Genomic DNA, 25,716 nt, shown 5'->3' with positions numbered 1-25,716 from the left:
TGTCGTGCAATTTGCAAGCCCGGCGAAAAACCTGCATGCAAGATGCAAGTCCGACAGGTTTTTCTGCGCACATAAAAAAAGGACCTCCGAAGAGGTCCTTTTCATCAGCGCCGATAAGGCTTAGACACCCGATGCCTTGGCAGCGGCGACGTCCTTGATCGACAGTTTGATACGGCCGCGGTTGTCCACGTCCAGTACCAGTACTTCGACTTCCTGACCTTCTTTCAGCACGTCGGTGACCTTCTCTACACGCGCATCGCTAAGCATGGAGATGTGCACCAGACCGTCCTTGCCAGGCAGGATGTTGACGAAGGCGCCGAAGTCGACGATACGCTCGACCTTGCCAACGTAGATCTTGCCGATCTCGGCTTCTGCGGTGATGCCCAGGATGCGCTGCTTGGCAGCATCTGCCGCTTCCTTGGTTTCGCCGAAGATCTTGATCGAGCCGTCGTCTTCGATGTCGATCGAGGCCTTGGTTTCTTCACAGATGGCGCGGATGGTGGCGCCGCCTTTACCGATGACGTCACGGATCTTGTCGGTGTCGATCTTCATCGCGATCATGGTCGGGGCGTTGGCCGACAGTTCGGTACGCGACTGACCGATGATCTGGTTCATCTGGCCGAGGATGTTCAGGCGCGCTTCCAGGGCCTGGCCCAGGGCGATCTCCATGATCTCTTCGGTGATGCCGTTGATCTTGATGTCCATCTGCAGCGCGGTCACGCCTTTGGCGGTACCGGCAACCTTGAAGTCCATGTCGCCCAAGTGGTCTTCATCACCCAGGATGTCGGTCAGGATCGCGAATTTCTCGCCTTCCTTGACCAGGCCCATGGCGATACCGGCAACCGGCGCCTTCATTGGAACGCCAGCGTCCATCAGGGCCAGGGAAGCGCCGCAGACCGAAGCCATGGAGCTCGAACCGTTGGATTCGGTGATTTCCGAAACGACACGGATGGTGTACGGGAATACGTCGGGAGCAGGCAGCATGGCCTGGACCGAGCGACGTGCCAGACGGCCGTGACCGATTTCACGACGGCCAGCACCGCCCATGCGACCACACTCGCCTACCGAGAACGGCGGGAAGTTGTAGTGCAGCATGAAGGGGTCTTTCTTCTCGCCTTCGAGGGTGTCCAGCAGCTGGGCGTCACGGGCGGTGCCGAGGGTGGCAACGACCAGGGCCTGGGTTTCGCCACGGGTGAACAGGGCCGAACCGTGGGTCTTCGGCAGAACACCGACTTCGATGTTCAGCGGACGCACGGTCTTGGTGTCACGACCGTCGATACGCGGTTTGCCGTTGACGATGTTTTCGCGAACGGTGCGGTACTCGATTTCGCCGAAGATGTCTTTGACTTCGCTCGCCGATGGCTGGCCTTCTTCACCGGAGAACTTGGCGACGGCCTGGTCGCGCAGCTCGCCCAGCCGCGCGTAGCGGTCGGCCTTGACGGTGATGGTGTAGCCCTGGGATACGGCTTCACCGAACTCGGCGCGGATAGCGTCGAACAGTGCGGTGTTGGCGACGGCAGGTTTCCAGTCCCAGGTTGGCTTGCCGGCTTCGGCGGCCAGTTCCTTGACGGCCTGGATCACAGCCTGGAATTCGTCGTGGGCGAACAGCACGGCGCCCAGCATCTGGTCTTCGGTCAGCTCCTGGGCTTCCGATTCGACCATCAGTACGGCGTCGGAGGTACCGGCAACGACCATGTCCAGGCTCGAGGCAGCCAGTTGCTCGTAGGTCGGGTTCAGCAGGTAGCCGGTGCTTTCGTGGAAGGCAACGCGGGCAGCGCCGATCGGGCCTTCGAACGGAATGCCGGAGATGGCCAGGGCAGCCGAGGTACCGATCATCGCAGCGATGTCCGGATCGGTCTTCTTGCTGGTGGAAACCACGGTGCAGACGACCTGCACTTCGTTCATGAAGCCTTCGGGGAAGAGCGGGCGGATCGGACGGTCGATCAGACGCGAGGTCAGGGTTTCTTTCTCGGAAGGACGGCCTTCACGCTTGAAGAAACCGCCAGGGATCTTGCCAGCGGCGTAGGTCTTTTCCTGATAGTGCACGGACAGCGGGAAGAAGCCCTTGCCAGGATCAGCTTGCTTGGCACCGACCACGGTCACCAGCACGGTGACATCGTTGTCGACGGTGACCAGCACGGCGCCGGTGGCCTGACGGGCAATGCGGCCCGTTTCGAGAGTGACGGTCGATTGACCGAACTGGAACGTCTTGATTACCGGGTTCACGGTTTCCTACCTTTTCAGTGGCTCTTGGGGGAACTGGGAAAACTGGGATCTTGCGAATTCTTGGGCGGAAGGGAGTGTCGACTCCGTTGACCGTCCAGATACAACACGAGGCTGGGAGCCTGGGCGTCTTGCGAAAATTCGCTCGACGGCATCAGGCTGCCAACCTCGGAGATACGCGTGGCGTGTCCAAGGGTAGCGCTGACAAGCAGCGCTCCCCAAGCATGCGACACGCCATGCACACCACTGCCAGGCCGCTATTAGCGACGCAGGCCCAGGCGACCGATCAGGGCGCTGTAACGAGTGGTGTCTTTGCCCTTCAGGTAATCCAGCAGCTTACGACGCTGGTTGACCATACGGATCAGACCACGACGGGAGTGGTGGTCTTTTTCGTTGGCCTTGAAGTGGCCTTGCAGCTTGTTGATGTTGGCGGTCAGCAGAGCAACCTGCACTTCCGGGCTACCGGTATCGCCGGCGGCTTGCTGGTAATCGGCAACGATCTGAGCTTTTTCTTCAACGCTGAGGGCCATTTGGCTTCTCCTGATAAACGGATCCCGCAAGCGGGGTCCAATAGGCCAGGGACTGAAATCCCTGTATTAATAAAAAGAGGTCTGACCGTGCCTACTGACAGCCATCCTCGGTTCCACAGCGCATGACCGAAGCCCTGCCCTGTGGTTTCGGTCATTCCGACCGAATCAGTCGACGCGGCGCAATGCGCCCGTCTTCGCTCACTTCACCGATACCGATGAAGCGGCCATTGTGATCCTGTACCCGGACCATGCCGAACTGCGGCGCGTCCGGTGCTCGCACTGCCTGACCGTGCAGCCAGTAGAACGCGCTGTGCTCGGACAACAGCACCAGCGGCCAGTCCTGCAGCCCGCTGTCGGACGGCATGAGGAAGCGATCGAGTGCTTCGTTGCCACCTTCGGCATGCGCCTGCTCGAGCTCCTCGAGCGTCACGGTCTGTGCCAGGGCGAAAGGCCCGGCCTGGGTGCGACGCAGTTCTGCGACATAGGCACCACAGCCCAGTACCTCACCGATATCCTCGACCAGCGTGCGGATATAGGTGCCTTTGCTGCAGCCGACCGAGAGGCGCGCACGGGTGCCTTCGCACTCGAGCAACTCCAAGCGGTTAATAGTAACAGAACGCGCCTCGCGCTCCACTACCTCTCCTGCACGCGCCAATTTGTAAAGCGGCTGGCCGTCACGCTTGAGCGCCGAGTACATCGGCGGCACCTGGCGGATTTCTCCGCGAAAACGCGGGATCGCGGCTTCGATATCGGCGCGACCAACGGTCACCTCGCGAGTCTGCAGCACCTCGCCTTCGGCGTCCGCTGTGCTGGTAGTCTGCCCCAGCTGCATGACGGTTTCGTAGCCCTTGTCGGAATCGAGCAGGTACTGCGAAAACTTGGTCGCCTCACCAAAGCACAGCGGCAACACACCGGTGGCCAGTGGGTCGAGGCTGCCGGTATGGCCGGCCTTTTCTGCATTGAGCAGCCAGCGGACTTTCTGCAAGGCTGCATTGGAGGTGAACCCCAAGGGCTTGTCGAGCAGGATGATACCACTGACGTTACGACGGATACGTTTGACCTGGGCCACCGCTTACTCCTTGGTGTCCAGCTCGTCAGCATCCTTGTGCAGGCGATCTTCGGCCACCGCACGCTCGATCAGTGCCGAGAGATGAACACCCCGGCTGACACTTTCATCGAAGTGGAAATGCAGTTGTGGAACACTGCGCAGTTGCATCGCCCGGCCGAGGTGCAGGCGCAGGAAACTGGCGGCACTGTTGAGCGCCTTGAGGGTCTGGGGGACTGCGTCGGCGTCGTCCTGGCCCATCACGGTGATGAAGACCTTGGCGTGGCCAAGATCACGGCTGACGTCGACCGCGGTGATGGTCACCAGGCCCACGCGTGGATCCTTGACTTCACGGCGGATCAGCTCGGCCAGCTCGCGCTGCATCTGATCGCCGATGCGTTGGGTACGGCTATATTCTTTTGCCATTTTTGCTACCTGTATCTTAAAGCGGCAAACGCCCGGTCAGGCGGGTGTGCCTGACCGGGCGTTACCTTCAGAGGCCCAGCCAGCCGCCTTGCGACGGGGCCTGGGCCGCGCCCATCCCTTACAGGGTACGGGCAACCTGGACTTTCTCGAAGACTTCGATCTTGTCGCCGACCTTGACGTCGTTGTAGCTCTTCACGCCGATACCGCACTCCATGCCGTTACGCACTTCGGCGGCGTCGTCCTTGAAGCGACGCAGCGATTCCAGCTCGCCTTCGAAGATCACGACGTCCTCGCGCAGTACGCGGATCGGACGGTTGCGGTACACGGTACCTTCGATGACCATACAGCCAGCGATGGCGCCGAACTTCGGCGAACGGAACACATCACGCACTTCGGCGACACCCAGGATGTTCTCGCGAACATCGCTGCCGAGCATGCCGGTCAGTGCTTTCTTGACGTCTTCGATGATGTCGTAGATCACGTTGTAGTAACGCATATCCAGACCTTCCTGCTCGACGATCTTGCGCGCACCGGCATCGGCACGCACGTTGAAGCCGAACAGTACTGCATTCGAAGCCAGCGCCAGGTTGGCATCGCTCTCGGTGATACCACCGACGCCGCCACCGATGACGCGTACCTGAACTTCGTCGTTGCCCAGGCCGCCGAGCGAGCCCTGGAGTGCTTCCAGAGAGCCGCGCACGTCGGTCTTGAGGACGATGTTGAGGGTCTTCTTCTCTTCCTGACCCATGGTCTCGAAGATGTTTTCCAGCTTGCCTGCGTGAGCACGGGCCAGCTTGACCTCGCGGTACTTGCCTTGACGGAACAGGGCGACTTCACGTGCCTTCTTCTCGTCAGCGACCACGGACAGCTCGTCACCGGCTTCCGGAGTGCCATCCAGGCCGAGGATCTCGACCGGGATCGACGGGCCGGCTTCCTTCACAGGCTTGCCGTTCTCGTCGAGCATGGCACGTACGCGGCCATAGTTGGAGCCGACCAGAACCATGTCGCCCTGACGCAGCGTGCCGTCCTGAACCAGGATGGTGGCTACCGGACCACGGCCCTTGTCCAGACGCGACTCGACGACAACGCCACGACCAGGTGCGGTCGGGGTAGCGGTCAGTTCGAGAATCTCGGCCTGCAGCAGGACAGCTTCGAGCAGTTCGTCGACACCGGTACCCATCTTCGCCGAAACCTTGACGAACGGAGTGTCACCACCCCAGTCCTCGGAGGTCACGCCTTCGACGGCCAGTTCGTTGCGGATGCGATCGAGGTCGGCACCCGGCTTGTCGATCTTGTTCACTGCGACCACCAGCGGAACACCAGCAGCTTTCGCGTGCTGAACCGCCTCACGGGTCTGTGGCATCACGCCGTCGTCCGCCGCCACCACCAGGATGACGATGTCGGTCGCCTTGGCACCACGGGCACGCATTTGCGTAAACGCAGCGTGGCCTGGGGTGTCGAGGAAGGTGACCATGCCGCGGTCGGTTTCCACGTGGTAGGCACCGATGTGCTGGGTGATACCACCGGCTTCGCCAGCGGCAACCTTGGCACGACGGATGTAGTCGAGCAGCGAAGTCTTGCCGTGGTCGACGTGGCCCATGACGGTCACGACCGGCGCACGGGACTCGACTTCACCTTCGAACTTCAGCGATTCGGCCAGGGAATCTTCCAGGGCGGTATCGCTGACCAGGGTGACCTTGTGGCCCAGCTCTTCGGCGACCAGTTGAGCGGTCTCCTGGTCGAGCACCTGGTTGATGGTGACCGGAGTACCCAGCTTGAACATGAACTTGACGACTTCGGCAGCCTTGACCGACATCTGCTGAGCCAGCTCGGAGACGGTGATGGTCTCGCCGATGCTCACGTCACGGATGACGGGGCCGGTCGGGCTCTGGAAGCCGTGCTGGTTACGCTTCTTCAGTTTGCTCTTGCCGCCACGGCCACGACGTGCGCCATCGCTCTCTTCGTCAGTGGTGCGCGGTGCAGCGCGCGGAGTCGGAGCCTTTTCCTTCTCCTTGACCTTGACCTTGATCGAAACGCGAGGGGCTTCACCGCGACGCTCACCACCGGCGCCACGACGGTCGTCGTCACGGGTGCGGTTTTCGTTGCGACGGTTTTCGTCCTTCTTGCGCTCGGCGGCACGTACAGCGGCGTCGTCGGACACCGGGGCGTCGGCCACGACAGGCTCGGCAGCAACCGGAGCCGGCTCGGCACGTGGAGCAGTCGCTGCAACCGGAGCTTCGGCGGCCTGACGGCGAGCCTGCTCTTCGTTGCGCTGGCGAGTCTCGGCCTCGACCTTCTCACGCGCAGCGTTTTCCGCAGCACGGCGCTCTTCAGCCTCACGCTTCTGCTCGGCCTGGATCTCTTCCGGGCTACGCTGTACGAATACTTTCTTCTTGCGTACTTCTACGCTGATGCTCTTGCTACCGGCGACACGCAGGGTGCTGGTGGTCTTGCGCTGCAAGGTAATCTTGCGTGGCTCTTCCGCCTTGCTCTTGTGGCTGCTTTTCAGATGAGTCAGCAGAACCTGCTTCTCATTGTCGGTCACTACCTGACCGGCGTCGGTGTGCGGCAGACCTGCCTCACGCATCTGCTGCAGCAGGCGCTCTACCGGTGCCTCGACCTCTTGGGCCAGTTCTTTCACCGTGACTTGCGTCATGCACTTCTCTCCTCAGGCCGCGCCTAATTACTCGAACCAGTGGGCTCGGGCGGCCATGATCAACTTGCCGGCACGCTCTTCGTCGATGCCGTCGATGTCGAGCAGGTCGTCGATCGACTGCTCGGCCAGGTCTTCGCGGTTAACCACGCCGCGCACCGCCAGTTCCGCCGCCAGATCCTTGTCCATGCCCTCGAGGGAGAGCAGGTCTTCGGCCGGATGGGCGTCTGCCAGTTTTTCTTCGGTAGCGATGGCTTTGGTCAACAAACGGTCCTTGGCACGAGCACGCAGCTCGTTGACGATTTCCTCGTCGAAGCCATCGATGTTGAGCATTTCTTCCAACGGTACGTAAGCAATTTCTTCGAGGCTGGTGAAGCCTTCGTCGACCAGCACCTGTGCCAGCTCTTCGTCGACTTCCAGTTCCTCGATGAAGTTACGCAGGATGTCACCTGTTTCGGCTTGCTGCTTGGCCTGGATGTCCTTCTCGGTCATCACGTTCAGGGTCCAGCCAGTCAGCTGACTGGCCAGGCGAACGTTCTGACCGCCACGGCCAATGGCCTGGGCCAGGTTGTCCTCGGCAACGGCGATGTCCATGGCATGGGCATCTTCATCGACGATGATCGCCGCGACTTCAGCCGGCGACATGGCGTTGATGACGAACTGCGCCGGGTTCTCGTCCCACAGGACGATATCCACACGCTCACCACCCAGTTCACCGGAGACAGCCTGAACGCGCGAACCACGCATGCCGATGCAGGCGCCTTGCGGGTCGATACGCTTGTCCTTGGAGCGCACGGCGATCTTGGCGCGCGAACCCGGATCACGGGACGCTGCCATCACCTCGATCAGGCCTTCGGCGATTTCCGGTACTTCGATGCGGAACAGCTCGATCAACATCTGCGGTGCGGTACGCGACAGGATCAGTTGCGGACCGCGGTTCTCGGTGCGAATTTCCTTGAGCAGGGCACGCAGGCGCACGCCAACACGGAAAGTCTCACGCGGGATGATGTCTTCGCGGGCCAACAGCGCCTCGGCGTTGTTGCCCAGGTCGACGATTACGTTGTCACGGGTGACTTTCTTGACGGTGCCGGAGATGATTTCGCCAACACGCTCGCGATAGGCATCGACCACCTGTGCGCGCTCGGCCTCACGGACCTTCTGCACGATGACCTGCTTGGCGGTCTGGGCGGCGATACGACCGAACTCGATCGACTCGATCTTCTCTTCGATCACATCACCGATCTTGGCTTCGGGGTGAGTGTCCTTGATCTTGTCCAGCCAGGTTTCGATCGCCGGATCGTCAAGGTCGTTTTCATCGACCACGGTCCAACGGCGGAACGTCTCGTAGCTACCGGTGTGGCGGTTGATTTCCACACGCAGGTCGACTTCGTCCTCAAAACGTTTTTTGGTTGCAGTGGCCAGGGCCACTTCCAGCGCTTCGAAAATGACGCCGGGCGGTACACCCTTTTCGTTGGATACCGATTCAACAACCAGCAGTACTTCTTTGCTCATCGTACGCCTCGCCTTGCGCAAGCCATTAGACCCGGAATGTCCGCCGGGCCCGGCACGTCTCAGTCAAAACTGGGAATAATATTGGCCTTGTCGATCGAGTCGATCGGCAGCAGGAATTCGTTGGAGTCCACCTGGACCACCACATCCTGATCCTCCACACCGCGGAGAAGGCCCTGGAAGTTACGACGCCCCTCGAAGGGCGTACGCAGCTTGATCTTCACTTGTTCGCCGGCATGCGAAGCAAACTGTTCCAGAGTGAACAGCGGGCGATCCATGCCTGGAGAGGACACCTCGAGGGTGTATTCACTGCTGATCGGATCTTCCACATCAAGAATTGCACTGGCCTGACGGCTGACCGCTTCGCAGTCGTCCACCAGGATCCCGTCTTCCTTGTCGATGTAGATGCGCAGTACCGAATGCTTACCCTGGGAAACGTATTCGATCCCCCAGCACTGATAGCCCAGACCCTCGACAACCGGGGCCAACAAGGCCTGCAACTGTTCTAGCTTGCTCGACACCTGAACCCCCTCGTGCATGCTGTGCAAATAAAAAATGGGCGAAGCGCCCATCCCTGAAAGCGCCGTTGAACAACGACGCGAAGAACTGTTCAGCTAGCAAAAAGCCCCTGAAAAGGGGCTCCGCTGAAGCTGGTTGCGGGGGCTGGATTTGAACCAACGACCTTCGGGTTATGAGCCCGACGAGCTACCAAGCTGCTCCACCCCGCGACAAAGCTGGGGCGAAAGTATAAGACCGAACCCTCTGCAGGGTCAATCCGACCTCCACCTGCAAGAAAGCCCGCTAAAGCGGGCTCTCATGCTTCAATTGGTACCGAGAAGGGGACTCGAACCCCTACACCCTATGGGCACAACCACCTCAAGGTTGCGTGTCTACCAATTCCACCACCTCGGCAATATTACATCTTGAAACCCGTTACTTCTGCTCTTCGGTAGGAGGAGGGACATCACCTTTTGGGGCGGCTTCACTCTTCTGTTCCTGGAGCACCGGTACATCATCATTTACTGCCGGCTTTTGCTCTTTGACTTCCAGCACCGCTGGATCTGGCAAACCGGCTTGAGTCAGCTGGTGTGCCTGCTGCTTGGCGAAGTATCCTAACCCAAGTGCAGTTAAAAAGAAAGTGGCAGCAAGTATAGCAGTAAATTTACTCAGGAAGGTAGCAGAACCTTGGCTTCCGAACACAGTATTTGAAGCACCTGCGCCGAAAGATGCACCTGCTTCCGCACCTTTACCCTGTTGCATCAGAACCAGCGCTACCAGCGCCAGCGCAGCCAACAGATGAAAAACAACTACGACTGTTTCCAGCATATGTTCAGTTTCCTGCGGCGCGACAAATTGCACCGAATTCGTCTGCGTTCAGGGATGCTCCACCAATGAGCCCCCCATCAATATCCGGCATGCCGAACAGTTCGGCCGCATTGGCCGCCTTCACGCTACCGCCGTAGAGAAGTTGCACATTCGCTGCAACTTCGGCGTCCTGCGCCGCCAGCTGAGCACGGATGGCAGCATGCACATCCTGAGCTTGCTGAGGCGAGGCCGTCAAACCAGTACCAATGGCCCATACAGGCTCATAGGCAATTACTGCATTGGCAAAAGCACTGATACCGAATGCATCGATAACACTGCTTAGTTGACGCCCTACAACTTCGAGCGTCTTGCCAGCCTCGCGCTCCTCGAGGGTTTCCCCTACGCAAAGCACCGGCTTCAAACCACTTGCCTGTGCAGCTGCAAACTTGCGATTCAGCACTTCGTCCGACTCACCAATGATCTGGCGGCGTTCCGAGTGACCAATCAAGACCAACTTGCAACCGACGTCGGCCAACTGACTGGGTGCAACTTCACCCGTCAGCGCACCCTGCTCGGGCTGTACTGCAGAATTCTGTGCTCCAACGATGATTCCTTTGTCCTTCAGCGCATCAACAACTTGATTGATGAACAGCGACGGTGGAAACACCGCAACTTCGACACTACTCGGAAGAGCCAGATTACTCAGGCTCAGGCTCAGCTCAGCGACGCTGGCGCGGGTACCGTGCATCTTCCAGTTACCAGCTACCATGGGGCGACGCATGCTCTACCTCGTCGGTCAAAGTGGGCGCAGATCTTACCCAACCAGAATCACGCTGGCAAGCATCTTTCAGGCACAAACTTCTGCAACGACCTTGGCCAAGGCTTCGGCGTGGCTGCGCACCTGATTTTCGTCGTCACCCTCGACCATCACCCGCAGCAGCGGTTCGGTCCCGGACTTGCGCAGCAACACACGACCACGACCTGCCATTGCCTCGGTCACCTTGGCACTGGCTTCCTGCACGGCTGGGTTTTCCAGCGGATCGGCGCTGCCGGCGGCATAACGGACATTGATCAGTACCTGCGGGCATTTGCGAATTGCCTGACGGGCCTGGGCAAGATTTTCGCCACGACGTTTGAGCGCCATCAGCACCTGCAGCGCCGCAATGATCGCATCGCCTGTGGTGGTGTGGTTGCAGCACACCACATGGCCGGAGTTCTCGCCACCAAGCTGCCATTCGCGCTCAAGCAGCTCGGCCATGACATAGCGATCACCGACCTTGGCGCGTGCGAACGGAATATCGAGGTCCTTCAACGCCAGCTCCAGACCCAGGTTACTCATGAGCGTGCCAACCACCCCACCCTGCAGCTTGCCACGCTCCTGCAGGTCACGGGCAATGATGAACAGCAGTTCGTCACCGTCGACGATGGCCCCGGTGTGATCGACCATCAGCACCCGATCGCCATCGCCATCGAAGGCGATACCCAGATCGGCATGCCCCACCAGCACGGCCGCCTGCAGCGACTCGATATGCGTAGAACCACAGCCCTCGTTGATGTTCAAACCGTCAGGCTGGGCGTGCAGCACGGTGACATCGGCGCCCAGCTCGCGGAACACGCTGGGAGCGACCTTGTAGGTGGCGCCATGTGCGCAATCGACGACCAGCTTGAGGCCTGCAAAATCAGTGCTGCTGGGCACGCTGCTCTTGCAGAACTCGATGTAACGGCCCGCGGCGTCATTGATTCGAGAAACCTTGCCCAACTTGCTCGACTCAACCACGCTCATCTGTTGATCGAGCAGTTCCTCGATCATCAACTCGACCTCGTCTGGCAGCTTGGTACCGTTACCCGAGAAGAACTTGATGCCATTGTCATCATGCGGATTGTGCGAAGCACTGATGACGATACCCGCTTCGGCATGGAAGGTGCGGGTCAGGTAGGCGATGGCCGGGGTCGGCATGGGCCCGAGAAGCATCACGTCGGCACCGGCGGCCGAGAGGCCGGCCTCCAACGCAGACTCGAACATGTAGCCGGAGATACGGGTATCCTTGCCAACCAGAACGCGGCAGTTGCCCTGCTTGCGGAAGGCCATGCCTGCCGCCCAGCCGAGTTTCAGCATGAAGTCGGGAGTGATCGGATATTCGCCAACGCGGCCACGGATACCATCGGTACCAAAGTATTTTCTGCTCATAGAAACTCCAAACGTTCTTATTCGGCGCTCTGTACCGCAGCGATCATGCGCACCACGTCGACAGTCTCGGCCACATCATGCACGCGCAGAATGCTCGTTCCCATGGTCATGGCCAATGCCGCGAGCGCGAGACTGCCGTACAGCCGCTCTCCGACCGGACGATCCAGCGCCTGGCCGATCATGCTCTTGCGCGAGACGCCCACCAGCAGCGGCCGCCCCAGGCGATAGAGTACTTCCATATGCTTGAACAGGCTCAGGTTGTGCGCCAGGTTCTTGGCGAACCCGAAGCCCGGATCAAGAATGATTCGTTCTGCACCGATGCCAACTGCCGCGCAGGCAGCCATGCGCCGCTCCAGATAGCTAGCCACCTCCTCGGTGACATCGTCATATCGTGGATTGTCCTGCATGTTACCCGGCTCACCACGCATGTGCATCAGGCATACCGGCAGGCCGGTGTCCGCTGCAGCGTCCAGCGCGCCATCGCGTTCCAGGGCGCGCACATCGTTGATCAGCCCGGCACCGAGCCGAGCCGTCTCGCGCATCACCGCAGGCGTAGAGGTATCGACAGAGATGATGACATCGAGGCGACTGCTGATCGCCTCGACGATCGGCGCGACCCGCTCCAGCTCCTCGACGGGCGACACTGCGCGAGCACCGGGGCGGGTGGACTCGCCACCAACGTCGATAAGCGTGGCACCCGCCGCGACCATAGCCTCGGCATGGCGCAGGGCCTCGTCACGGCGATTGAAGCGACCGCCGTCGGAGAATGAGTCAGGGGTGACATTGAGAATACCCATGACATGGGTACGGGACAAATCAAGAACCCGGTTGCCGCAAGGCAACCGGGTCGGGTACTGCTGAGAGGTCATATGAACCCTTAGTGTTGAGCCGCCGGACCACCGATCGGCGACTCGGGGCGATCGCCCTGGGAGGCCTGGTTGCCGGAGGTGCCGGCATCGTTGTCCCAGTCGCGCGGCTCGCGCGGCGTGCGGCCCGCCATGATGTCGTCGATCTGGTCGGCATCGATGGTTTCGTACTTCATCAGGGCCTCGGCCATCGCGTCAAGCTTGTCGCGGTTGTCGGTGAGAATCTGCTTGGCAGTGGCATAGCACTGATCGATGATGCTGCGCACTTCGGAATCGATCAGCTTGGCAGTCTCACCGGAGACGCTGGCGTGCTGGCTGCCAGCACTGCGACCGAGGAACACCTCGCCCTCTTCTTCGGCGTACATCAACGGACCGAGCTTCTCGGACAGGCCCCACTTGGTGACCATGTTCCGTGCGATCTGGCTGGCACGCATGATGTCATTGGACGCACCCGTGGTGACGCCGTCGAAGCCCAGGGTCATCTCCTCGGCGATACGGCCGCCGTACAGCGAGCAGATCTGGCTGATCAGCGCGCGCTTGGAGAGGCTGTAACGGTCTTCCTCGGGCAGGAACATGGTCACACCCAACGCACGACCGCGCGGAATGATCGAAACCTTGTACACCGGGTCGTGCTCAGGCACGACACGACCAACGATAGCGTGACCCGCTTCGTGGTAGGCCGTGTTCTGCTTCTCTTTCTCGGACATGACCATGGTCTTGCGCTCGGCGCCCATCATGATCTTGTCCTTGGCCAGTTCGAACTCCTTCATCTCGACCAGGCGCTTGCTGGCACGAGCAGCGAACAGCGACGCCTCGTTGACCAGGTTGGCAAGGTCGGCACCGGAGAAGCCTGGGGTACCACGGGCAATGACGGCGGCATTGACGTTCTCGCCGACCGGCACCTTGCGCATGTGCACCTTGAGGATCTGCTCACGACCACGGATATCCGGCAGGCCGACCACCACCTGGCGGTCGAAGCGACCGGGACGCAGCAGCGCCGGGTCGAGCACGTCAGGTCGGTTGGTGGCAGCGATGACGATGATGCCATCGTTCATCTCGAAGCCATCCATCTCGACCAGCAACTGGTTCAGGGTCTGCTCGCGTTCGTCGTGACCACCACCCATGCCGGCGCCACGGTGGCGACCGACGGCGTCGATCTCATCGATGAAGATGATGCACGGCGCGTGTTTCTTCGCCTGCTCGAACATGTCACGGACACGGCTGGCACCGACACCGACGAACATTTCGACGAAATCGGAACCGGAAATGGTGAAGAACGGCACTTTCGCTTCACCGGCGATGGCCTTGGCCAGCAAGGTCTTACCGGTACCGGGCGGGCCAACCATCAGCACGCCACGCGGGATACGACCACCCAGGCGCTGGAACTTGCCCGGGTCACGCAGGAATTCGACCAGTTCGCCGACTTCTTCTTTGGCTTCATCGCAACCGGCGACATCGGCCAGTGTGGTTTTCACCTGGTCTTCGGAGAGCAGGCGCGCCTTGCTCTTGCCGAAGCTCATCGGCCCGCCCTTGCCACCTGCACCGCCTTGCATCTGGCGCATGAAGAACATGAACACGGCGATGATCACGAGGATGGGGAAGCTGGCAACGAGCAACTGGGTCCAGATGCTCTGCTGTTCGGGTTGCTTGCCTTCGATCACGACGTGATTGTCGACCAGATCACCGATCAGGCCGTTATCGGCGATGGCCGGACGAACGGTCTTGAAGTTGTCGCCATCGGTACGCTTGCCGGTGATGACGGCGCCGTCGACGGTCACGCGCTCGACCTTACCGTCCTTGACCTGCTGGATGAAGTCGGAATAGTTGAGGGTCTGCGGCTCGTTAGGGCTGGAGAAGTTGTTCATCACCGTCACGAGGACAGCCGCGATGATCAACCACAGGATCAGATTCTTTGCCATGTCGTTCAATTAGCTACCCTCTGAGGTCGGCGCACGACGCAGCCGTGCCTCGCATGATATTCACCGCCCTAACTTACTACATTACCTGCGCATCCGCAGGCACCGTCTGTAACCCTTTGTGAAACCTAGACTACACGAAGTTCGGACGATCCAGAGGCCGCGGCCGATTGGAAATAACTATCGGCACCCCGCCCTTCCACAGTCACTCGCCCTTGTACCCCCTGGCCAGCAAGTACTGTTCACGGGAGCGATCCCGAGAGGACGACGGCTTGCGCATCTGCACCTTGTCGAACTTGCTGCGCACATCCTTGAGGTACACATCGAAGCCTTCTCCCTGGAAAATCTTGATCAGGAAGTCGCCGCCGGGCTTGAGCACACGGGTTGCCAGGTCCAGGGCGAGCTCGCAGAGGAACATGGCGCGCGGCATGTCCACAGCGGGCGTACCACTCATATTGGGGGCCATATCGGAAATCACAAGGTCCACATGTGAATCGCCGACCGCCTGGAGAATCTGCTCGAGCACCGAGTCCTGGGTGAAATCGCCCTGGATGAAGGTCACGTCAGGGATCGAGTCCATTTCCAGGATATCGGAGGCAATCAGACGCCCTTGCCCACCAATCAGACGACTGGTCACCTGCGACCAGCCGCCCGGTGCTGCGCCAAGGTCGATCACGCTCATGCCGGGGCGGATGAGGCGGTCCTTTTCCTGGATCTCCAGCAGTTTGTAGCTCGCACGCGAGCGGTAGCCATCCTTCTGCGCCTGCTTGACGAAAGGATCGTTGAAATGCTCTCTCAGCCAGTTATGGCTGCTTTTGGAACGCTGCGCCACGGGGCACCTCGATGATTAGCGTCGTGATTGACTGGGCGGAGCCAGTGGCCCTCGGGTAAAATGGCCACCAATTTTACAGAATCAGACGAAAAGGGTCAGATTATGCCGCTCAATAACGAGCAGAAGAAACAGTACAAGTCTATTGGTCACGACCTGAAACCGGTCCTGATCGTTGCCGGTAACGGCCTGAACGAAGGCGTGATCGCCGAACTGGAGCGTGCGCTGGCCGATCACGAGTTGATCAAGGTCGAAATTCGCTCGGACGATCGTGAAGAGCGCGCCGCCGCTATCGCTGAACTGTGCAAGGCGGGCCGTGCCGAGCTGGTACAGACCATTGGCAAGAAGGCACTGATCTATCGCAAGAACCCACAGCCGAACAAGCAGCTGTCCAACATCCACCGCTACAAGTAAGGGTGGCGCCGGTCAGTGGCGCGCCTTGCGCACCCTGACCGGGACCGGCTGGGCCACCAGCACGATGCCGGAAAAGCCCAGCACCAGGAAACAGAACATCTGCCAGCGCTCCCCTACGGAAATCCCGTAGCGCAGCGTGTAGTAGCCGACACAGGCACCAAATCCGAGCAACAGCATCTGGCCGCGGAACTGCCGCCACCAGGCCGCCAGGCCATCCACCCTCGCCAGCACTGCCAACTGGGTCAACAGCCCGAGCAGCGCCACGCCGATCAACCAGCGATCGATCTGCCCGGCGATGTCCTGCACCAATAATGGCGCAAGGCCGCTGACCTTCAGCGCCGGCACCAGCCCCACATGAAACACCCACAGGCCACCGACCCAGAATACCTGGGCCAGTTGCCAGAGGATGCCCTCGAGGGACGGCGCGCGCTGGCGCCGATCAGATGTGCTTGACTTCGACAATCTCGTACTCGACGGTGCCGCTCGGCGTCTTGACCACGACCGTATCACCCTCTTCCTTACCAATGATGGCACGGGCGATAGGCGCGCTCGCCGAGAGCTTGCCTTTCTTGATGTCCGCTTCGTCTTCGCCAACGATCTGGTAGGTGACCTGATCGCCGGTCTCGGTGTTTTCCAGGTCTACGGTAGTCCCGAAGATCACCTTGCCGGTGTGGGCGATGGTGGTGACGTCGATCACCACCGAGTTCTGCAGACGACCTTCGATATCACGGATACGCGCCTCGACCATGCCCTGCTCTTCACGAGCAGCATGGTATTCGGCGTTTTCCTTGAGATCGCCAAGCTCACGGGCCTCGCCGATCGCCTGGCTCAGACGCGGGCGCTCGGTCTTGCTCAGGAACAAATGCTCTTCTTCCAGGGCGCGAGCGCCCTGGACGGTCATCGGGTACTTGGTAATGCTCATGCTTTCAGTCCTGCATGCAGATCCTGCAGGCGACGAACGGTCTTTTCGGGACCGAATTTCAGCGCCTCGCAGATGGCTTCACCTGCCGCAATGGTGGTCGTGCAGTAGATCTTGTGCTGCAGCGCATTGCGACGAATCGAGTAGGAGTCGGCGATAGACTGGCGGCCTTCGGTGGTGTTGATGATCAGCGACACTTCGTCGTTCTTGATCATGTCGACCACGTGCGGACGACCCTCGGTCACCTTGTTCACACGGCGCACTTTCAGACCCGCCGCTTCGATAACCTTGGCGGTGCCTGCAGTAGCAACCACTTCGAAGCCCAGGGCAATCAGGTCACGGGCAACGCCAGCCACTTGTGGCTTGTCGTCGTCACGCACGCTGATGAACGCGGTACCGCCGGTCGGCAGCACTTCGCTGGCGCCCATCTGGGCCTTGGCGAAGGCTTCACCGAAGCTGTCGCCGACACCCATGACTTCACCGGTGGATTTCATCTCAGGGCCGAGGATCGGGTCAACCCCCGGGAACTTGGCGAACGGGAAGACGGCTTCCTTGACGCTGTAGAAGTTCGGGATGATTTCCTGAGTGAAGCCCAGCTCTTTGAGGGTTTTGCCGGCCATGACGCGAGCCGCGATCATCGCCAGCGAGGTGCCGATGCACTTGGACACGAACGGTACGGTACGCGAGGCGCGCGGGTTGACTTCGATCACGTAGATCTTGTCACCCTGCAGGGCCAGCTGCACGTTCATAAGGCCGACGACGCCCAGCTCCAGGGCCATTTTCTTGACCTGTTCGCGGACTTCGTCCTGCACTTGCTGGCTCAGCGAGTAAGGTGGCAGCGAACACGCCGAGTCACCGGAGTGAACACCAGCCTGCTCGATGTGCTGCATGATCGCACCGATCACCACGTCGGTGCCGTCGCAGACCGCATCCACGTCCATCTCGATGGCGCAGTTGAGGAAGTGGTCGAGCAGGACCGGGCTGTCATTGGACACTTGGACCGCTTCGCGCAGGTAGCGCTTGAGTTCGTCCAGCTCATAGACGATCTCCATGGCACGACCGCCCAGTACGTACGACGGGCGCACGACCAGCGGGTAGCCGATACCGCCAGCAGCGTTGATGGCCTCTTCTTCGCTACGCACAGTGGCGTTTGGCGGCTGCAGCAGGTTCAGGCGCTGCACCATCTGCTGGAAGCGCTCGCGGTCTTCGGCGCGGTCGATGGCGTCCGGGCTGGTACCGATGATCGGCACCCCGGCTTCTTCCAGGGCACGGGCCAGCTTCAGCGGGGTCTGGCCGCCGTAGTGGACGATCACGCCCTTCGGCTTCTCGACGCGGCAGACTTCCAGCACATCTTCCAGGGTCAGCGGCTCGAAGTACAGGCGGTCGGAGGTGTCGTAGTCGGTGGAGACGGTTTCCGGGTTGCAGTTGACCATGATGGTCTCGTAACCGTCTTCACGCAGCGCCAGGGCTGCGTGTACGCAGCAGTAGTCGAACTCGATGCCTTGGCCGATACGGTTCGGGCCACCACCCAGGATCATGATCTTGTCGCGAGTCGACGGGTTGGCCTCGCACTCTTCTTCATACGTCGAGTACAGGTAGGCGGTGTCGGTGGCGAACTCGGCCGCACAGGTGTCGACGCGCTTGTAGACCGGGAACACTTCCAGCTTGTGGCGGTGACGACGCAGGTTCTTGTCGGTGATGCCGAGCAGCTTGGCCAGGCGCTGATCCGAGAAGCCCTTGCGCTTGAGGCGCAGCATGTAGTCCTTGTCGATGGCCGACAGGGCCAAGGTTTTGACCTTCTCTTCTTCCTTGATCAGATCTTCCATCTGCACCAGGAACCACAGGTCGATACCGGTCAGCTCGAAGATTGCTTCGATGGTCATGCCCGAGCGGATGGCGTCAGCCACGTACCAGATGCGCTCGGCGCCCGGCACGGTCAGCTCGCGCTTGAGGATGCTGGAAGCATCGGCGCTGGCCAGGTCGACTTTCGGGTCCAGGCCACAGGCGCCGACTTCCAGGCCACGCAGGGCTTTCTGCAAGGACTCCTGGAAGGTACGGCCAATGGCCATGACTTCACCGACCGACTTCATCTGAGTGGTCAGGCGGGCATCGGCTTTCGGGAATTTCTCGAAGGCGAAGCGTGGCAGCTTGGTCACGACGTAGTCGATGGACGGCTCGAAGGACGCCGGGGTGCGACCACCGGTGATGTCGTTCTGCAGCTCGTCGAGGGTGTAGCCGATAGCCAGTTTGGCGGCGATCTTGGCGATCGGGAAGCCAGTGGCTTTCGAGGCCAGGGCCGACGAACGAGAAACCCGCGGGTTCATCTCGATCACGACCATGCGGCCGGTGTTCGGGCAGATACCGAACTGCACGTTGGAACCGCCGGTTTCGACACCGATCTCACGCAGCACCGCCAGCGAGGCGTTGCGCATGACCTGGTATTCCTTGTCGGTCAGGGTCTGTGCAGGAGCAACGGTGATGGAGTCACCGGTGTGCACGCCCATCGGGTCGAAGTTCTCGATGGAGCAGACGATGATGCAGTTGTCCTTCTTGTCACGGACCACCTCCATCTCGTATTCCTTCCAGCCGATCAGCGACTCGTCGATCAGCAGTTCCTTGGTCGGCGACAGGTCCAGGCCACGGGTGCAGATTTCTTCGAATTCTTCACGGTTGTAGGCGATGCCGCCACCGGTGCCGCCCATGGTGAACGAAGGACGGATGATGCATGGGAAGCCCAGCTTCTCGAGAACCGCGTAGGCCTCTTCCATGCTGTGGGCGATACCGGAGCGCGGGCACTCAAGGCCGATGTCCTTCATCGCCTTGTCGAAACGCGAACGGTCCTCGGCCTTGTCGATGGTGTCGGCGTTGGCACCGATCATCTCTACGCCGAACTTCTCCAGAACGCCGTGGCGCTCCAGGTCCAGGGCGCAGTTCAGTGCAGTCTGGCCGCCCATGGTCGGCAGCACCGCGTCAGGACGCTCTTTTTCGATGATCTTGGCCACCGATTGCCACTTGATCGGCTCGATGTAGGTGGCGTCGGCCATGGCCGGGTCGGTCATGATGGTGGCCGGGTTGGAGTTCACCAGGATGACGCGGAAACCTTCCTCGCGCAGGGCCTTGCAGGCCTGGGCGCCGGAATAGTCGAATTCGCAGGCCTGGCCGATCACGATCGGGCCAGCGCCGAGAATCAGGATGCTTTTGATGTCTGTACGTTTTGGCATGGTTGTCACTCAAATCCGCGGGTCAGTCGGCAAGCCGTCTTGAACAATCTGGGTCAGGCGCTTCCGGACGCGGCGCATGCCGGTCCGGGGCCTTGATGCAGGATGCTCAGCGGCGCTTGGCCATGGCATCGATGAAACGATCGAACAGTGGCGCGACGTCGGTCGGGCCTGGGCTCGCTTCAGGGTGGCCCTGGAAGCTGAACGCGCTCTTGTCGGTACGCTCGATACCCTGCAGGGTGCCGTCGAACAGCGACTTGTGGATGGCACGCACGTTGCCCGGCAGGGTGGCTTCGTCGACGGCGAAACCGTGGTTCTGGCTGGTGATCATGACCACACCGGTATCCAGGTCCTGGACCGGGTGGTTGGCACCGTGGTGGCCGTGGCCCATCTTGACGGTCTTGGCACCGGAGGCCAGGGCCAGCAACTGGTGGCCGAGGCAGATGCCGAAGACTGGAATCTCGGTCTCGAGGACATCCTTGATCGCCTGGATCGCGTAGTCGCACGGTTCAGGATCGCCTGGGCCGTTGGACAGGAACACGCCGTCCGGATTCAGCGCCAGCACTTCGCTCGCCGGGGTCTGGGCAGGCACCACGGTCACACGACAGCCACGAGCGACCAGCATGCGCAGGATGTTCAGCTTGACGCCATAGTCGTAGGCGACGACGTGGTACGGCAGGTCGGCGGCCTCGATGGTCGGGTGGCTGTCGGTTTTCAGCTCCCACACGCTGGAACGCCACTCGTAGCGCTCCTTGGTGGAGACGACCTTGGCCAGGTCCATGCCCTTGAGGCCCGGGAAGGCACGGGCAGCGGCGATGGCCTGCTCTTCGGTGATGTTGTCACCGGCCAGGATGCAGCCGTTCTGGGCGCCTTTCTCACGCAGGATACGGGTCAGGCGACGGGTGTCGATGCCAGCGATGGCAACGACGTTGTTGGCCTTGAGGTAGTCCGGCAGCGATTGGGTGTTGCGCCAGTTGCTGGCCAGCAGCGGCAGGTCACGGATGACCAGGCCTGCGGACCATACACGGTTCGATTCGGCGTCTTCCGGCGTAGTACCGGTGTTGCCGATGTGCGGGTAGGTCAGGGTGACGATCTGCTGCGAATAGGAAGGGTCTGTAAGGATTTCCTGGTAGCCGGTCATAGCGGTGTTGAACACCACCTCACCAACGGTTTGTCCGTCGGCCCCAATGGCCTCACCGCGAAAAATGCTGCCATCAGCAAGGGCGAGTATGGCTGGCTTTGTCAAGAAGACCTCCCGTAAATGACGCATGAAGGGGCGATCGCAGGTTGCAAAAAAGCGGAGTGCCGTATGGATACGTCACCCCGCTTTTATGTGCTGAATTCAATTCTCTGCGCGCTTTTAGTGGATACACTAAAGCTGTAGTCTACAGAAAAGTGAGGTTTCGGTCTACCGTATATGTGCCTCTAAAACACATGATTGCGACAGACTGGCGTCGGCGATGGCTTCTACGCGGGCAAGCCCGCTCCCACTGGATTTTTGCAAGCCTTCAGGTTCGTGTATTTCCTGTGGGAGCGGCGGTTCGCCGCTGCGACTTGTCCCGCGAACAAGCCACTGCCGCACTGACGCCTCAATGCAGCTCGAGCACATCCTGCATGTCGTACAGCCCAGGCTCGCGGCCATCCAGCCACAGCGCCGCACGTACGGCACCCTTGGCGAAAGTCATGCGGCTCGAGGCCTTGTGGGTGATCTCGACGCGCTCGCCCTCTGCCGCGAACAGCACAGTGTGATCACCGACCACGTCACCGGCACGCACAGTGGCAAAGCCGATGGTCTGGCGATCACGCGCGCCGGTCTGGCCTTCGCGACCATAGACGGCCACTTCCTGCAGGTCGCGACCCAACGCCTGTGCAACCACCTCACCCATGCGCAGCGCGGTACCCGACGGAGCGTCGACCTTGTGGCGGTGGTGAGCCTCGATGATCTCGATGTCCACCTCGTCACCCAGCACCCGCGCGGCAGTATCGAGCAATTTCAGGCACAGGTTGACGCCAATGCTGAAGTTGGCAGCGAAGACGATCGGAATCTCCTTGCCCGCCTCGACCAGCAGCAGCTTCTCTTCCGGCGAGAAGCCAGTGGTGCCGATCACCATGGCCTTGCCCGCCTTACGGCAGAACGCCAGGTTCTTCAGGGTCACCGACGGGTGAGTGAAGTCGATCAGCACATCGAACTCGTCAGCGACCTTGGTCAGGTCATCGGAGATCGGCACGCCGATACGACCCAGCGCCGCGAGCTCGCCGGCGTCGGCACCCACCAGGGTGCTGTCCGGACGATCGATCGCCGCCGTCAGGCCAGCCTGGGGAGCCTGCTGCTGCACGGCTTCGACGAGGGTCTTGCCCATCCGCCCTGCCGCGCCCATTACCGCAATACGTCGCATAGCCTGTTCCTTGTCAGAGATCGCCGAAGAAGCGCTTCACACCCTCGAACCAGCCGCTGGCCTTGGGCGAATGGGAGCTGTCGCCTTCGAGCGAGTCACGCAGCTCTTCGAGCAGTTCGCGCTGGCGACGGCTCAGGTTGACCGGCGTTTCCACCGCAACACGGCACAGCAAATCGCCCGCCGCACCACCGCGCACCGGCGCAACGCCCTTGCCGCGCAGGCGGAACTGCTTGCCGGTCTGGGTGCCTTCCGGGATCTTCAACTTGACCCGGCCGTCCAGCGTCGGCACTTCCAGCTCGCCACCCAGCGCCGCATCGGTGTAGCTGATCGGCACTTCGCAGAACAGGTGCTTGCCGTCACGCTGGAAGATCGCGTGCTCGCGCACACTGATCACCACGTACAGGTCACCAGTCGGACCACCATGGGCCCCCGCCTCGCCCTCGCCAGACAGACGGATGCGATCACCGGTATCGACGCCTGCCGGCACCTTGACCGACAGGGTCTTGTATTCCTCGACCCGTCCTTCGCCATGGCAGGCGTTGCAAGGGTCGGTGATGATCTTGCCCTGGCCATGACAGCGCGGGCAGGTCTGCTGCACGGAGAAGAAGCCTTGCTGCATGCGCACCTGACCGATGCCACCGCAGGTCGGGCACGTCGACGGTGTAGAGCCCTTCTTGGCGCCCGTCCCGTCACAGGGCTGACAGTTGACCAGCGTCGGCACACGAATGTTGACCGTGGTGCCACGCACTGCTTCTTCCAGGTTCAGCTCGAGGGTGTAGCGCAGGTCACTGCCCCGCTGGGCACCACCACGGCCGCCGCCGCGACCGCCACCAAAGAAGTCGCTGAAGACGTCGCCGAAGATATCGGAGAAGTTCGCGCCGCCGAAACCGGCGCCACCGCCACCCATACTCGGGTCGACGCCGGCATGGCCGTACTGATCGTAGGCCGCGCGCTTGCTGGCATCGGAGAGCACTTCGTAGGCCTCGTTGGCCTCCTTGAACCTCTCTTCCGACTCTTTGTCGCCCGGGTTGCGGTCCGGGTGGAATTTCATCGCCAGGCGGCGATAGGCCTTCTTGAGGTCACCTTCGCTGGCGCCGCGCTCGACACCCAGGACCTCATAAAAATCACGCTTTGCCATAGGTCATTTGCACTCTTGAGGGCTTTCGGCATCTGTGCACCGTGCCGTCAGCACCTGCCGCAACACGCCTGATGCGCCCTGACAGATGCTGGAAATATTTCCCGTGTTCCAGACACGCCAACGCGGGAGCAAGCCCCCGCGCGGCGACATCCTACCAGTTCACCGACCAATGGCGATGAACCGGCCGACAACATGCAGGCATTACTGCTTGTTGTTGTCTTTCACTTCCTCGAACTCGGCGTCAACCACGTCATCGTGCTTGGCTTCCGGCTCGGCCTGCTGAGCGCCGTCCTGAGGCTGCTGTGCCTGTTGCTCGGCGTACATCTTCTGGGCAACTGTCGCGGAGACCTTGGACAGTTCCTCGACCTTGGCGTCGATGGCAGCCTTGTCGTCGCCCTTGACTGCAGCTTCCAGGGCAACCACGGCAGCTTCGATCGCAGCCTTTTCCTCGGCAGTCGCCTTGTCACCGGCGTCGACGACCATCTTGCGGGTCGAGTGAACCAGCGCATCACCCTGGTTGCGGGCAGCGGCCAGCTCTTCGAACTTGCGGTCTTCCTCGGCGTTGGCCTCGGCATCACGCACCATGCGCTCGACTTCTTCGTCGGACAGGCCGGAGTTGGCCTTGATCACGATCGACTGCGCCTTGCCAGTGGCCTTGTCTTTCGCGCCGACATGCAGGATGCCGTTGGCGTCGATGTCGAAGGTCACTTCGATCTGTGGAACACCGCGCGGGGCTGGCGGAATGTCAGCCAGGTCGAACTTGCCCAGCGACTTGTTCTGCGCAGCTTGCTTGCGCTCGCCCTGCAGGACGTGGATGGTCACTGCACCCTGGTTGTCGTCGGCAGTCGAGAACACCTGCGACTTCTTGGTCGGGATGGTGGTGTTCTTCTCGATCAGCGCGGTCATCACGCCACCCATGGTTTCGATACCCAGGGTCAGCGGGCTGACGTCGAGCAGCAGGACGTCCTTCACGTCACCGGCCAGTACTGCACCCTGGATGGCGGCACCCATGGCAACGGCTTCGTCCGGGTTAACGTCCTTGCGCGCTTCCTTGCCAAAGAAGTCGGCAACGGCTTTCTGCACCAGCGGCATACGAGTCTGGCCACCGACGAGGATCACGTCGTCGATCTTGCTCGCGTCGATACCGGCATCTTTCAGGGCGATGCGGCAAGGCTCGATGGTACGGCTGACCAGGTCTTCGACCAGCGACTCCAGCTTGGCGCGGGAGATCTTCACGTTCAAGTGCTTCGGACCGGTTGCATCAGCAGTGATGTACGGCAGGTTGACGTCGGTCGACTGAGCGGAAGACAGCTCGATCTTGGCCTTTTCAGCAGCTTCTTTCAGACGCTGCAGTGCCAGCGGATCGTTCTTCAGATCCATGCCGGACTCTTTCTTGAACTCGTCGACGAGGTAGTCGATCAGGCGCATGTCGAAGTCTTCACCACCCAGGAAGGTGTCACCGTTGGTGGCCAGTACTTCGAACTGATGCTCACCGTCGACTTCGGCGATTTCGATGACCGACACGTCGAAAGTACCACCACCCAGGTCATAGACGATGACGGTGTGGTCGCCCTTGGCCTTGTCCATGCCATAGGCCAGTGCAGCGGCGGTCGGTTCGTTGATGATGCGCTTGACGTCCAGACCGGCGATGCGACCGGCATCCTTGGTAGCCTGGCGCTGGCTGTCGTTGAAGTAGGCCGGAACGGTGATGACCGCTTCGGTGACAGGCTCGCCGAGGTAGTCTTCGGCGGTCTTCTTCATTTTCTTCAGGACTTCGGCGCTGATCTGCGGCGGAGCCATTTCCTTGCCAGCGGCCTCGACCCAGGCGTCACCGTTGCCGGCCTTGACGATCTTGTACGGGACCAGCTTGATGTCTTTCTGCACGACGTCTTCTTCGAAGCGGCGGCCAATCAGGCGCTTCACTGCGAACAGGGTGTTGTGCGGGTTGGTGACGGCCTGGCGCTTGGCCGACTGACCGACCAGGATTTCGCCGTCGTTGGCGTAGGCCACGATCGAAGGGGTGGTACGCGCACCTTCGGCGTTCTCGATGACCTTGACGTTACCGTTTTCCAGAATGGAGACGCACGAGTTGGTCGTCCCCAGGTCGATACCGATGATTTTGCCCATGTTAACTCTCCCGA

Annotated in this window: 21 protein-coding genes and 2 tRNA genes; 1 reads left to right on the top strand and 22 read right to left on the bottom strand. The window is 60.9% G+C overall.

Annotated elements, in window-relative coordinates; translation table 11 throughout:
* Positions 1–120: 120 nt before the first annotated feature.
* The 15 genes from pnp to rlmE form a co-directional block, all read right to left on the bottom strand.
* Complete coding sequence (pnp, locus tag HU748_RS11450; protein WP_186669414.1) at positions 121–2,226, bottom strand: polyribonucleotide nucleotidyltransferase; 2,106 nt, start codon at positions 2,224–2,226, stop codon at positions 121–123.
* A gap of 257 nt (positions 2,227–2,483) precedes the next feature.
* Positions 2,484–2,753, bottom strand: coding sequence for a 30S ribosomal protein S15 (rpsO, locus tag HU748_RS11445; RefSeq protein ID WP_029613930.1), 270 nt, complete (start codon positions 2,751–2,753; stop codon positions 2,484–2,486).
* Between the two features lie 151 nt (positions 2,754–2,904).
* Positions 2,905–3,822 (bottom strand): tRNA pseudouridine(55) synthase TruB, encoded by a 918-nt coding sequence (gene truB, locus HU748_RS11440; protein WP_065861581.1) that lies wholly within the window; start codon positions 3,820–3,822, stop codon positions 2,905–2,907.
* Positions 3,823–3,825: 3 nt separating this feature from the next.
* Positions 3,826–4,224 carry a 30S ribosome-binding factor RbfA gene (gene rbfA / locus HU748_RS11435; protein WP_054892610.1) on the bottom strand — a complete coding sequence of 133 codons (399 nt, stop codon included), beginning with the start codon at positions 4,222–4,224 and terminating at the stop codon, positions 3,826–3,828.
* 118 nt (positions 4,225–4,342) lie between these two features.
* Positions 4,343–6,880 (bottom strand): translation initiation factor IF-2, encoded by a 2,538-nt coding sequence (infB, locus tag HU748_RS11430; protein ID WP_186669413.1) that lies wholly within the window; start codon positions 6,878–6,880, stop codon positions 4,343–4,345.
* Positions 6,881–6,907: 27 nt separating this feature from the next.
* On the bottom strand, positions 6,908–8,389 hold the full coding sequence (nusA, locus tag HU748_RS11425) for a transcription termination factor NusA (protein WP_186669412.1): 1,482 nt from the start codon (positions 8,387–8,389) through the stop codon (positions 6,908–6,910).
* Between the two features lie 59 nt (positions 8,390–8,448).
* Positions 8,449–8,907 (bottom strand): ribosome maturation factor RimP, encoded by a 459-nt coding sequence (rimP, locus tag HU748_RS11420; RefSeq protein WP_186669410.1) that lies wholly within the window; start codon positions 8,905–8,907, stop codon positions 8,449–8,451.
* Between the two features lie 130 nt (positions 8,908–9,037).
* Positions 9,038–9,114: transfer RNA gene (locus HU748_RS11415), tRNA-Met, on the bottom strand.
* A 98-nt stretch (positions 9,115–9,212) separates the two neighbouring features.
* Positions 9,213–9,298 (bottom strand) — tRNA-Leu (locus tag HU748_RS11410).
* Positions 9,299–9,319: 21 nt separating this feature from the next.
* Positions 9,320–9,712 carry a preprotein translocase subunit SecG gene (secG, locus tag HU748_RS11405; protein ID WP_054892613.1) on the bottom strand — a complete coding sequence of 131 codons (393 nt, stop codon included), beginning with the start codon at positions 9,710–9,712 and terminating at the stop codon, positions 9,320–9,322.
* A 4-nt stretch (positions 9,713–9,716) separates the two neighbouring features.
* Positions 9,717–10,472 (bottom strand): triose-phosphate isomerase, encoded by a 756-nt coding sequence (gene tpiA / locus HU748_RS11400; RefSeq protein ID WP_186711622.1) that lies wholly within the window; start codon positions 10,470–10,472, stop codon positions 9,717–9,719.
* 66 nt (positions 10,473–10,538) lie between these two features.
* A complete protein-coding gene (glmM, locus tag HU748_RS11395) occupies positions 10,539–11,879 on the bottom strand; it encodes a phosphoglucosamine mutase (protein ID WP_186711621.1) in 1,341 nt (446 codons plus the stop codon).
* Positions 11,880–11,896: 17 nt separating this feature from the next.
* A complete protein-coding gene (folP, locus tag HU748_RS11390) occupies positions 11,897–12,748 on the bottom strand; it encodes a dihydropteroate synthase (protein ID WP_186669404.1) in 852 nt (283 codons plus the stop codon).
* An 8-nt stretch (positions 12,749–12,756) separates the two neighbouring features.
* Positions 12,757–14,664 carry an ATP-dependent zinc metalloprotease FtsH gene (gene ftsH / locus HU748_RS11385; RefSeq protein WP_186669402.1) on the bottom strand — a complete coding sequence of 636 codons (1,908 nt, stop codon included), beginning with the start codon at positions 14,662–14,664 and terminating at the stop codon, positions 12,757–12,759.
* A 202-nt stretch (positions 14,665–14,866) separates the two neighbouring features.
* Positions 14,867–15,493, bottom strand: coding sequence for a 23S rRNA (uridine(2552)-2'-O)-methyltransferase RlmE (gene rlmE, locus HU748_RS11380; RefSeq protein ID WP_054892618.1), 627 nt, complete (start codon positions 15,491–15,493; stop codon positions 14,867–14,869).
* Between the two features lie 102 nt (positions 15,494–15,595).
* Here rlmE and yhbY point away from each other — a divergent pair, with 102 nt between their 5' ends.
* Positions 15,596–15,904 carry a ribosome assembly RNA-binding protein YhbY gene (gene yhbY / locus HU748_RS11375; protein WP_186669400.1) on the top strand — a complete coding sequence of 103 codons (309 nt, stop codon included), beginning with the start codon at positions 15,596–15,598 and terminating at the stop codon, positions 15,902–15,904.
* 12 nt (positions 15,905–15,916) lie between these two features.
* Here the strand turns inward: yhbY and HU748_RS11370 are convergent, their stop codons facing one another.
* The 7 genes from HU748_RS11370 to dnaK form a co-directional block, all read right to left on the bottom strand.
* The gene (locus HU748_RS11370; RefSeq protein WP_081255198.1) at positions 15,917–16,366 is read right to left on the bottom strand and encodes an MFS transporter; all 450 of its coding nucleotides are present in this window, start codon (positions 16,364–16,366) and stop codon (positions 15,917–15,919) included.
* On the bottom strand, positions 16,344–16,826 hold the full coding sequence (gene greA / locus HU748_RS11365) for a transcription elongation factor GreA (RefSeq protein ID WP_081255197.1): 483 nt from the start codon (positions 16,824–16,826) through the stop codon (positions 16,344–16,346). Before greA ends, HU748_RS11370 begins: the two co-directional genes overlap by 23 nt.
* Positions 16,823–20,044, bottom strand: coding sequence for a carbamoyl-phosphate synthase large subunit (gene carB / locus HU748_RS11360; protein WP_186720380.1), 3,222 nt, complete (start codon positions 20,042–20,044; stop codon positions 16,823–16,825). Before carB ends, greA begins: the two co-directional genes overlap by 4 nt.
* 106 nt (positions 20,045–20,150) lie before the next feature.
* Positions 20,151–21,287, bottom strand: a complete 1,137-nt coding sequence (gene carA / locus HU748_RS11355) for a glutamine-hydrolyzing carbamoyl-phosphate synthase small subunit (RefSeq protein WP_186669398.1) — start codon at positions 21,285–21,287, stop codon at positions 20,151–20,153.
* Positions 21,288–21,630: 343 nt separating this feature from the next.
* Positions 21,631–22,437, bottom strand: a complete 807-nt coding sequence (gene dapB, locus HU748_RS11350; RefSeq protein ID WP_186711517.1) for a 4-hydroxy-tetrahydrodipicolinate reductase — start codon at positions 22,435–22,437, stop codon at positions 21,631–21,633.
* Positions 22,438–22,450: 13 nt separating this feature from the next.
* A complete protein-coding gene (gene dnaJ, locus HU748_RS11345; RefSeq protein WP_186669394.1) occupies positions 22,451–23,575 on the bottom strand; it encodes a molecular chaperone DnaJ in 1,125 nt (374 codons plus the stop codon).
* A gap of 201 nt (positions 23,576–23,776) precedes the next feature.
* The gene (dnaK, locus tag HU748_RS11340; RefSeq protein ID WP_186720378.1) at positions 23,777–25,702 is read right to left on the bottom strand and encodes a molecular chaperone DnaK; all 1,926 of its coding nucleotides are present in this window, start codon (positions 25,700–25,702) and stop codon (positions 23,777–23,779) included.
* Between the last annotated feature and the right edge of the window lie 14 nt (positions 25,703–25,716).

This window comes from Pseudomonas sp. RW3S2 (assembly GCF_014268955.1).
In the GTDB taxonomy this organism is placed as follows: domain Bacteria; phylum Pseudomonadota; class Gammaproteobacteria; order Pseudomonadales; family Pseudomonadaceae; genus Aquipseudomonas; species Aquipseudomonas wayambapalatensis.
This window is presented reverse-complemented; position numbering and strand designations above follow the sequence as displayed.

What these genes read in the sequence shown, in the direction of transcription:
- rpsO (WP_029613930.1), bottom strand. Translation starts at nt 2,753, where the DNA reads ATGGCCCTCAGCGTTGAAGAAAAAGCTCAGATCGTTGCCGATTACCAG.
- rbfA (WP_054892610.1), bottom strand. Translation starts at nt 4,224, where the DNA reads ATGGCAAAAGAATATAGCCGTACCCAACGCATCGGCGATCAGATGCAG.
- infB (WP_186669413.1), bottom strand. Translation starts at nt 6,880, where the DNA reads ATGACGCAAGTCACGGTGAAAGAACTGGCCCAAGAGGTCGAGGCACCG.
- nusA (WP_186669412.1), bottom strand. Translation starts at nt 8,389, where the DNA reads ATGAGCAAAGAAGTACTGCTGGTTGTTGAATCGGTATCCAACGAAAAG.
- secG (WP_054892613.1), bottom strand. Translation starts at nt 9,712, where the DNA reads ATGCTGGAAACAGTCGTAGTTGTTTTTCATCTGTTGGCTGCGCTGGCG.
- tpiA (WP_186711622.1), bottom strand. Translation starts at nt 10,472, where the DNA reads ATGCGTCGCCCCATGGTAGCTGGTAACTGGAAGATGCACGGTACCCGC.
- glmM (WP_186711621.1), bottom strand. Translation starts at nt 11,879, where the DNA reads ATGAGCAGAAAATACTTTGGTACCGATGGTATCCGTGGCCGCGTTGGC.
- folP (WP_186669404.1), bottom strand. Translation starts at nt 12,748, where the DNA reads ATGACCTCTCAGCAGTACCCGACCCGGTTGCCTTGCGGCAACCGGGTT.
- ftsH (WP_186669402.1), bottom strand. Translation starts at nt 14,664, where the DNA reads ATGGCAAAGAATCTGATCCTGTGGTTGATCATCGCGGCTGTCCTCGTG.
- yhbY (WP_186669400.1), top strand. Translation starts at nt 15,596, where the DNA reads ATGCCGCTCAATAACGAGCAGAAGAAACAGTACAAGTCTATTGGTCAC.
- greA (WP_081255197.1), bottom strand. Translation starts at nt 16,826, where the DNA reads ATGAGCATTACCAAGTACCCGATGACCGTCCAGGGCGCTCGCGCCCTG.
- carB (WP_186720380.1), bottom strand. Translation starts at nt 20,044, where the DNA reads ATGCCAAAACGTACAGACATCAAAAGCATCCTGATTCTCGGCGCTGGC.
- dapB (WP_186711517.1), bottom strand. Translation starts at nt 22,437, where the DNA reads ATGCGACGTATTGCGGTAATGGGCGCGGCAGGGCGGATGGGCAAGACC.
- dnaJ (WP_186669394.1), bottom strand. Translation starts at nt 23,575, where the DNA reads ATGGCAAAGCGTGATTTTTATGAGGTCCTGGGTGTCGAGCGCGGCGCC.
- dnaK (WP_186720378.1), bottom strand. Translation starts at nt 25,702, where the DNA reads ATGGGCAAAATCATCGGTATCGACCTGGGGACGACCAACTCGTGCGTC.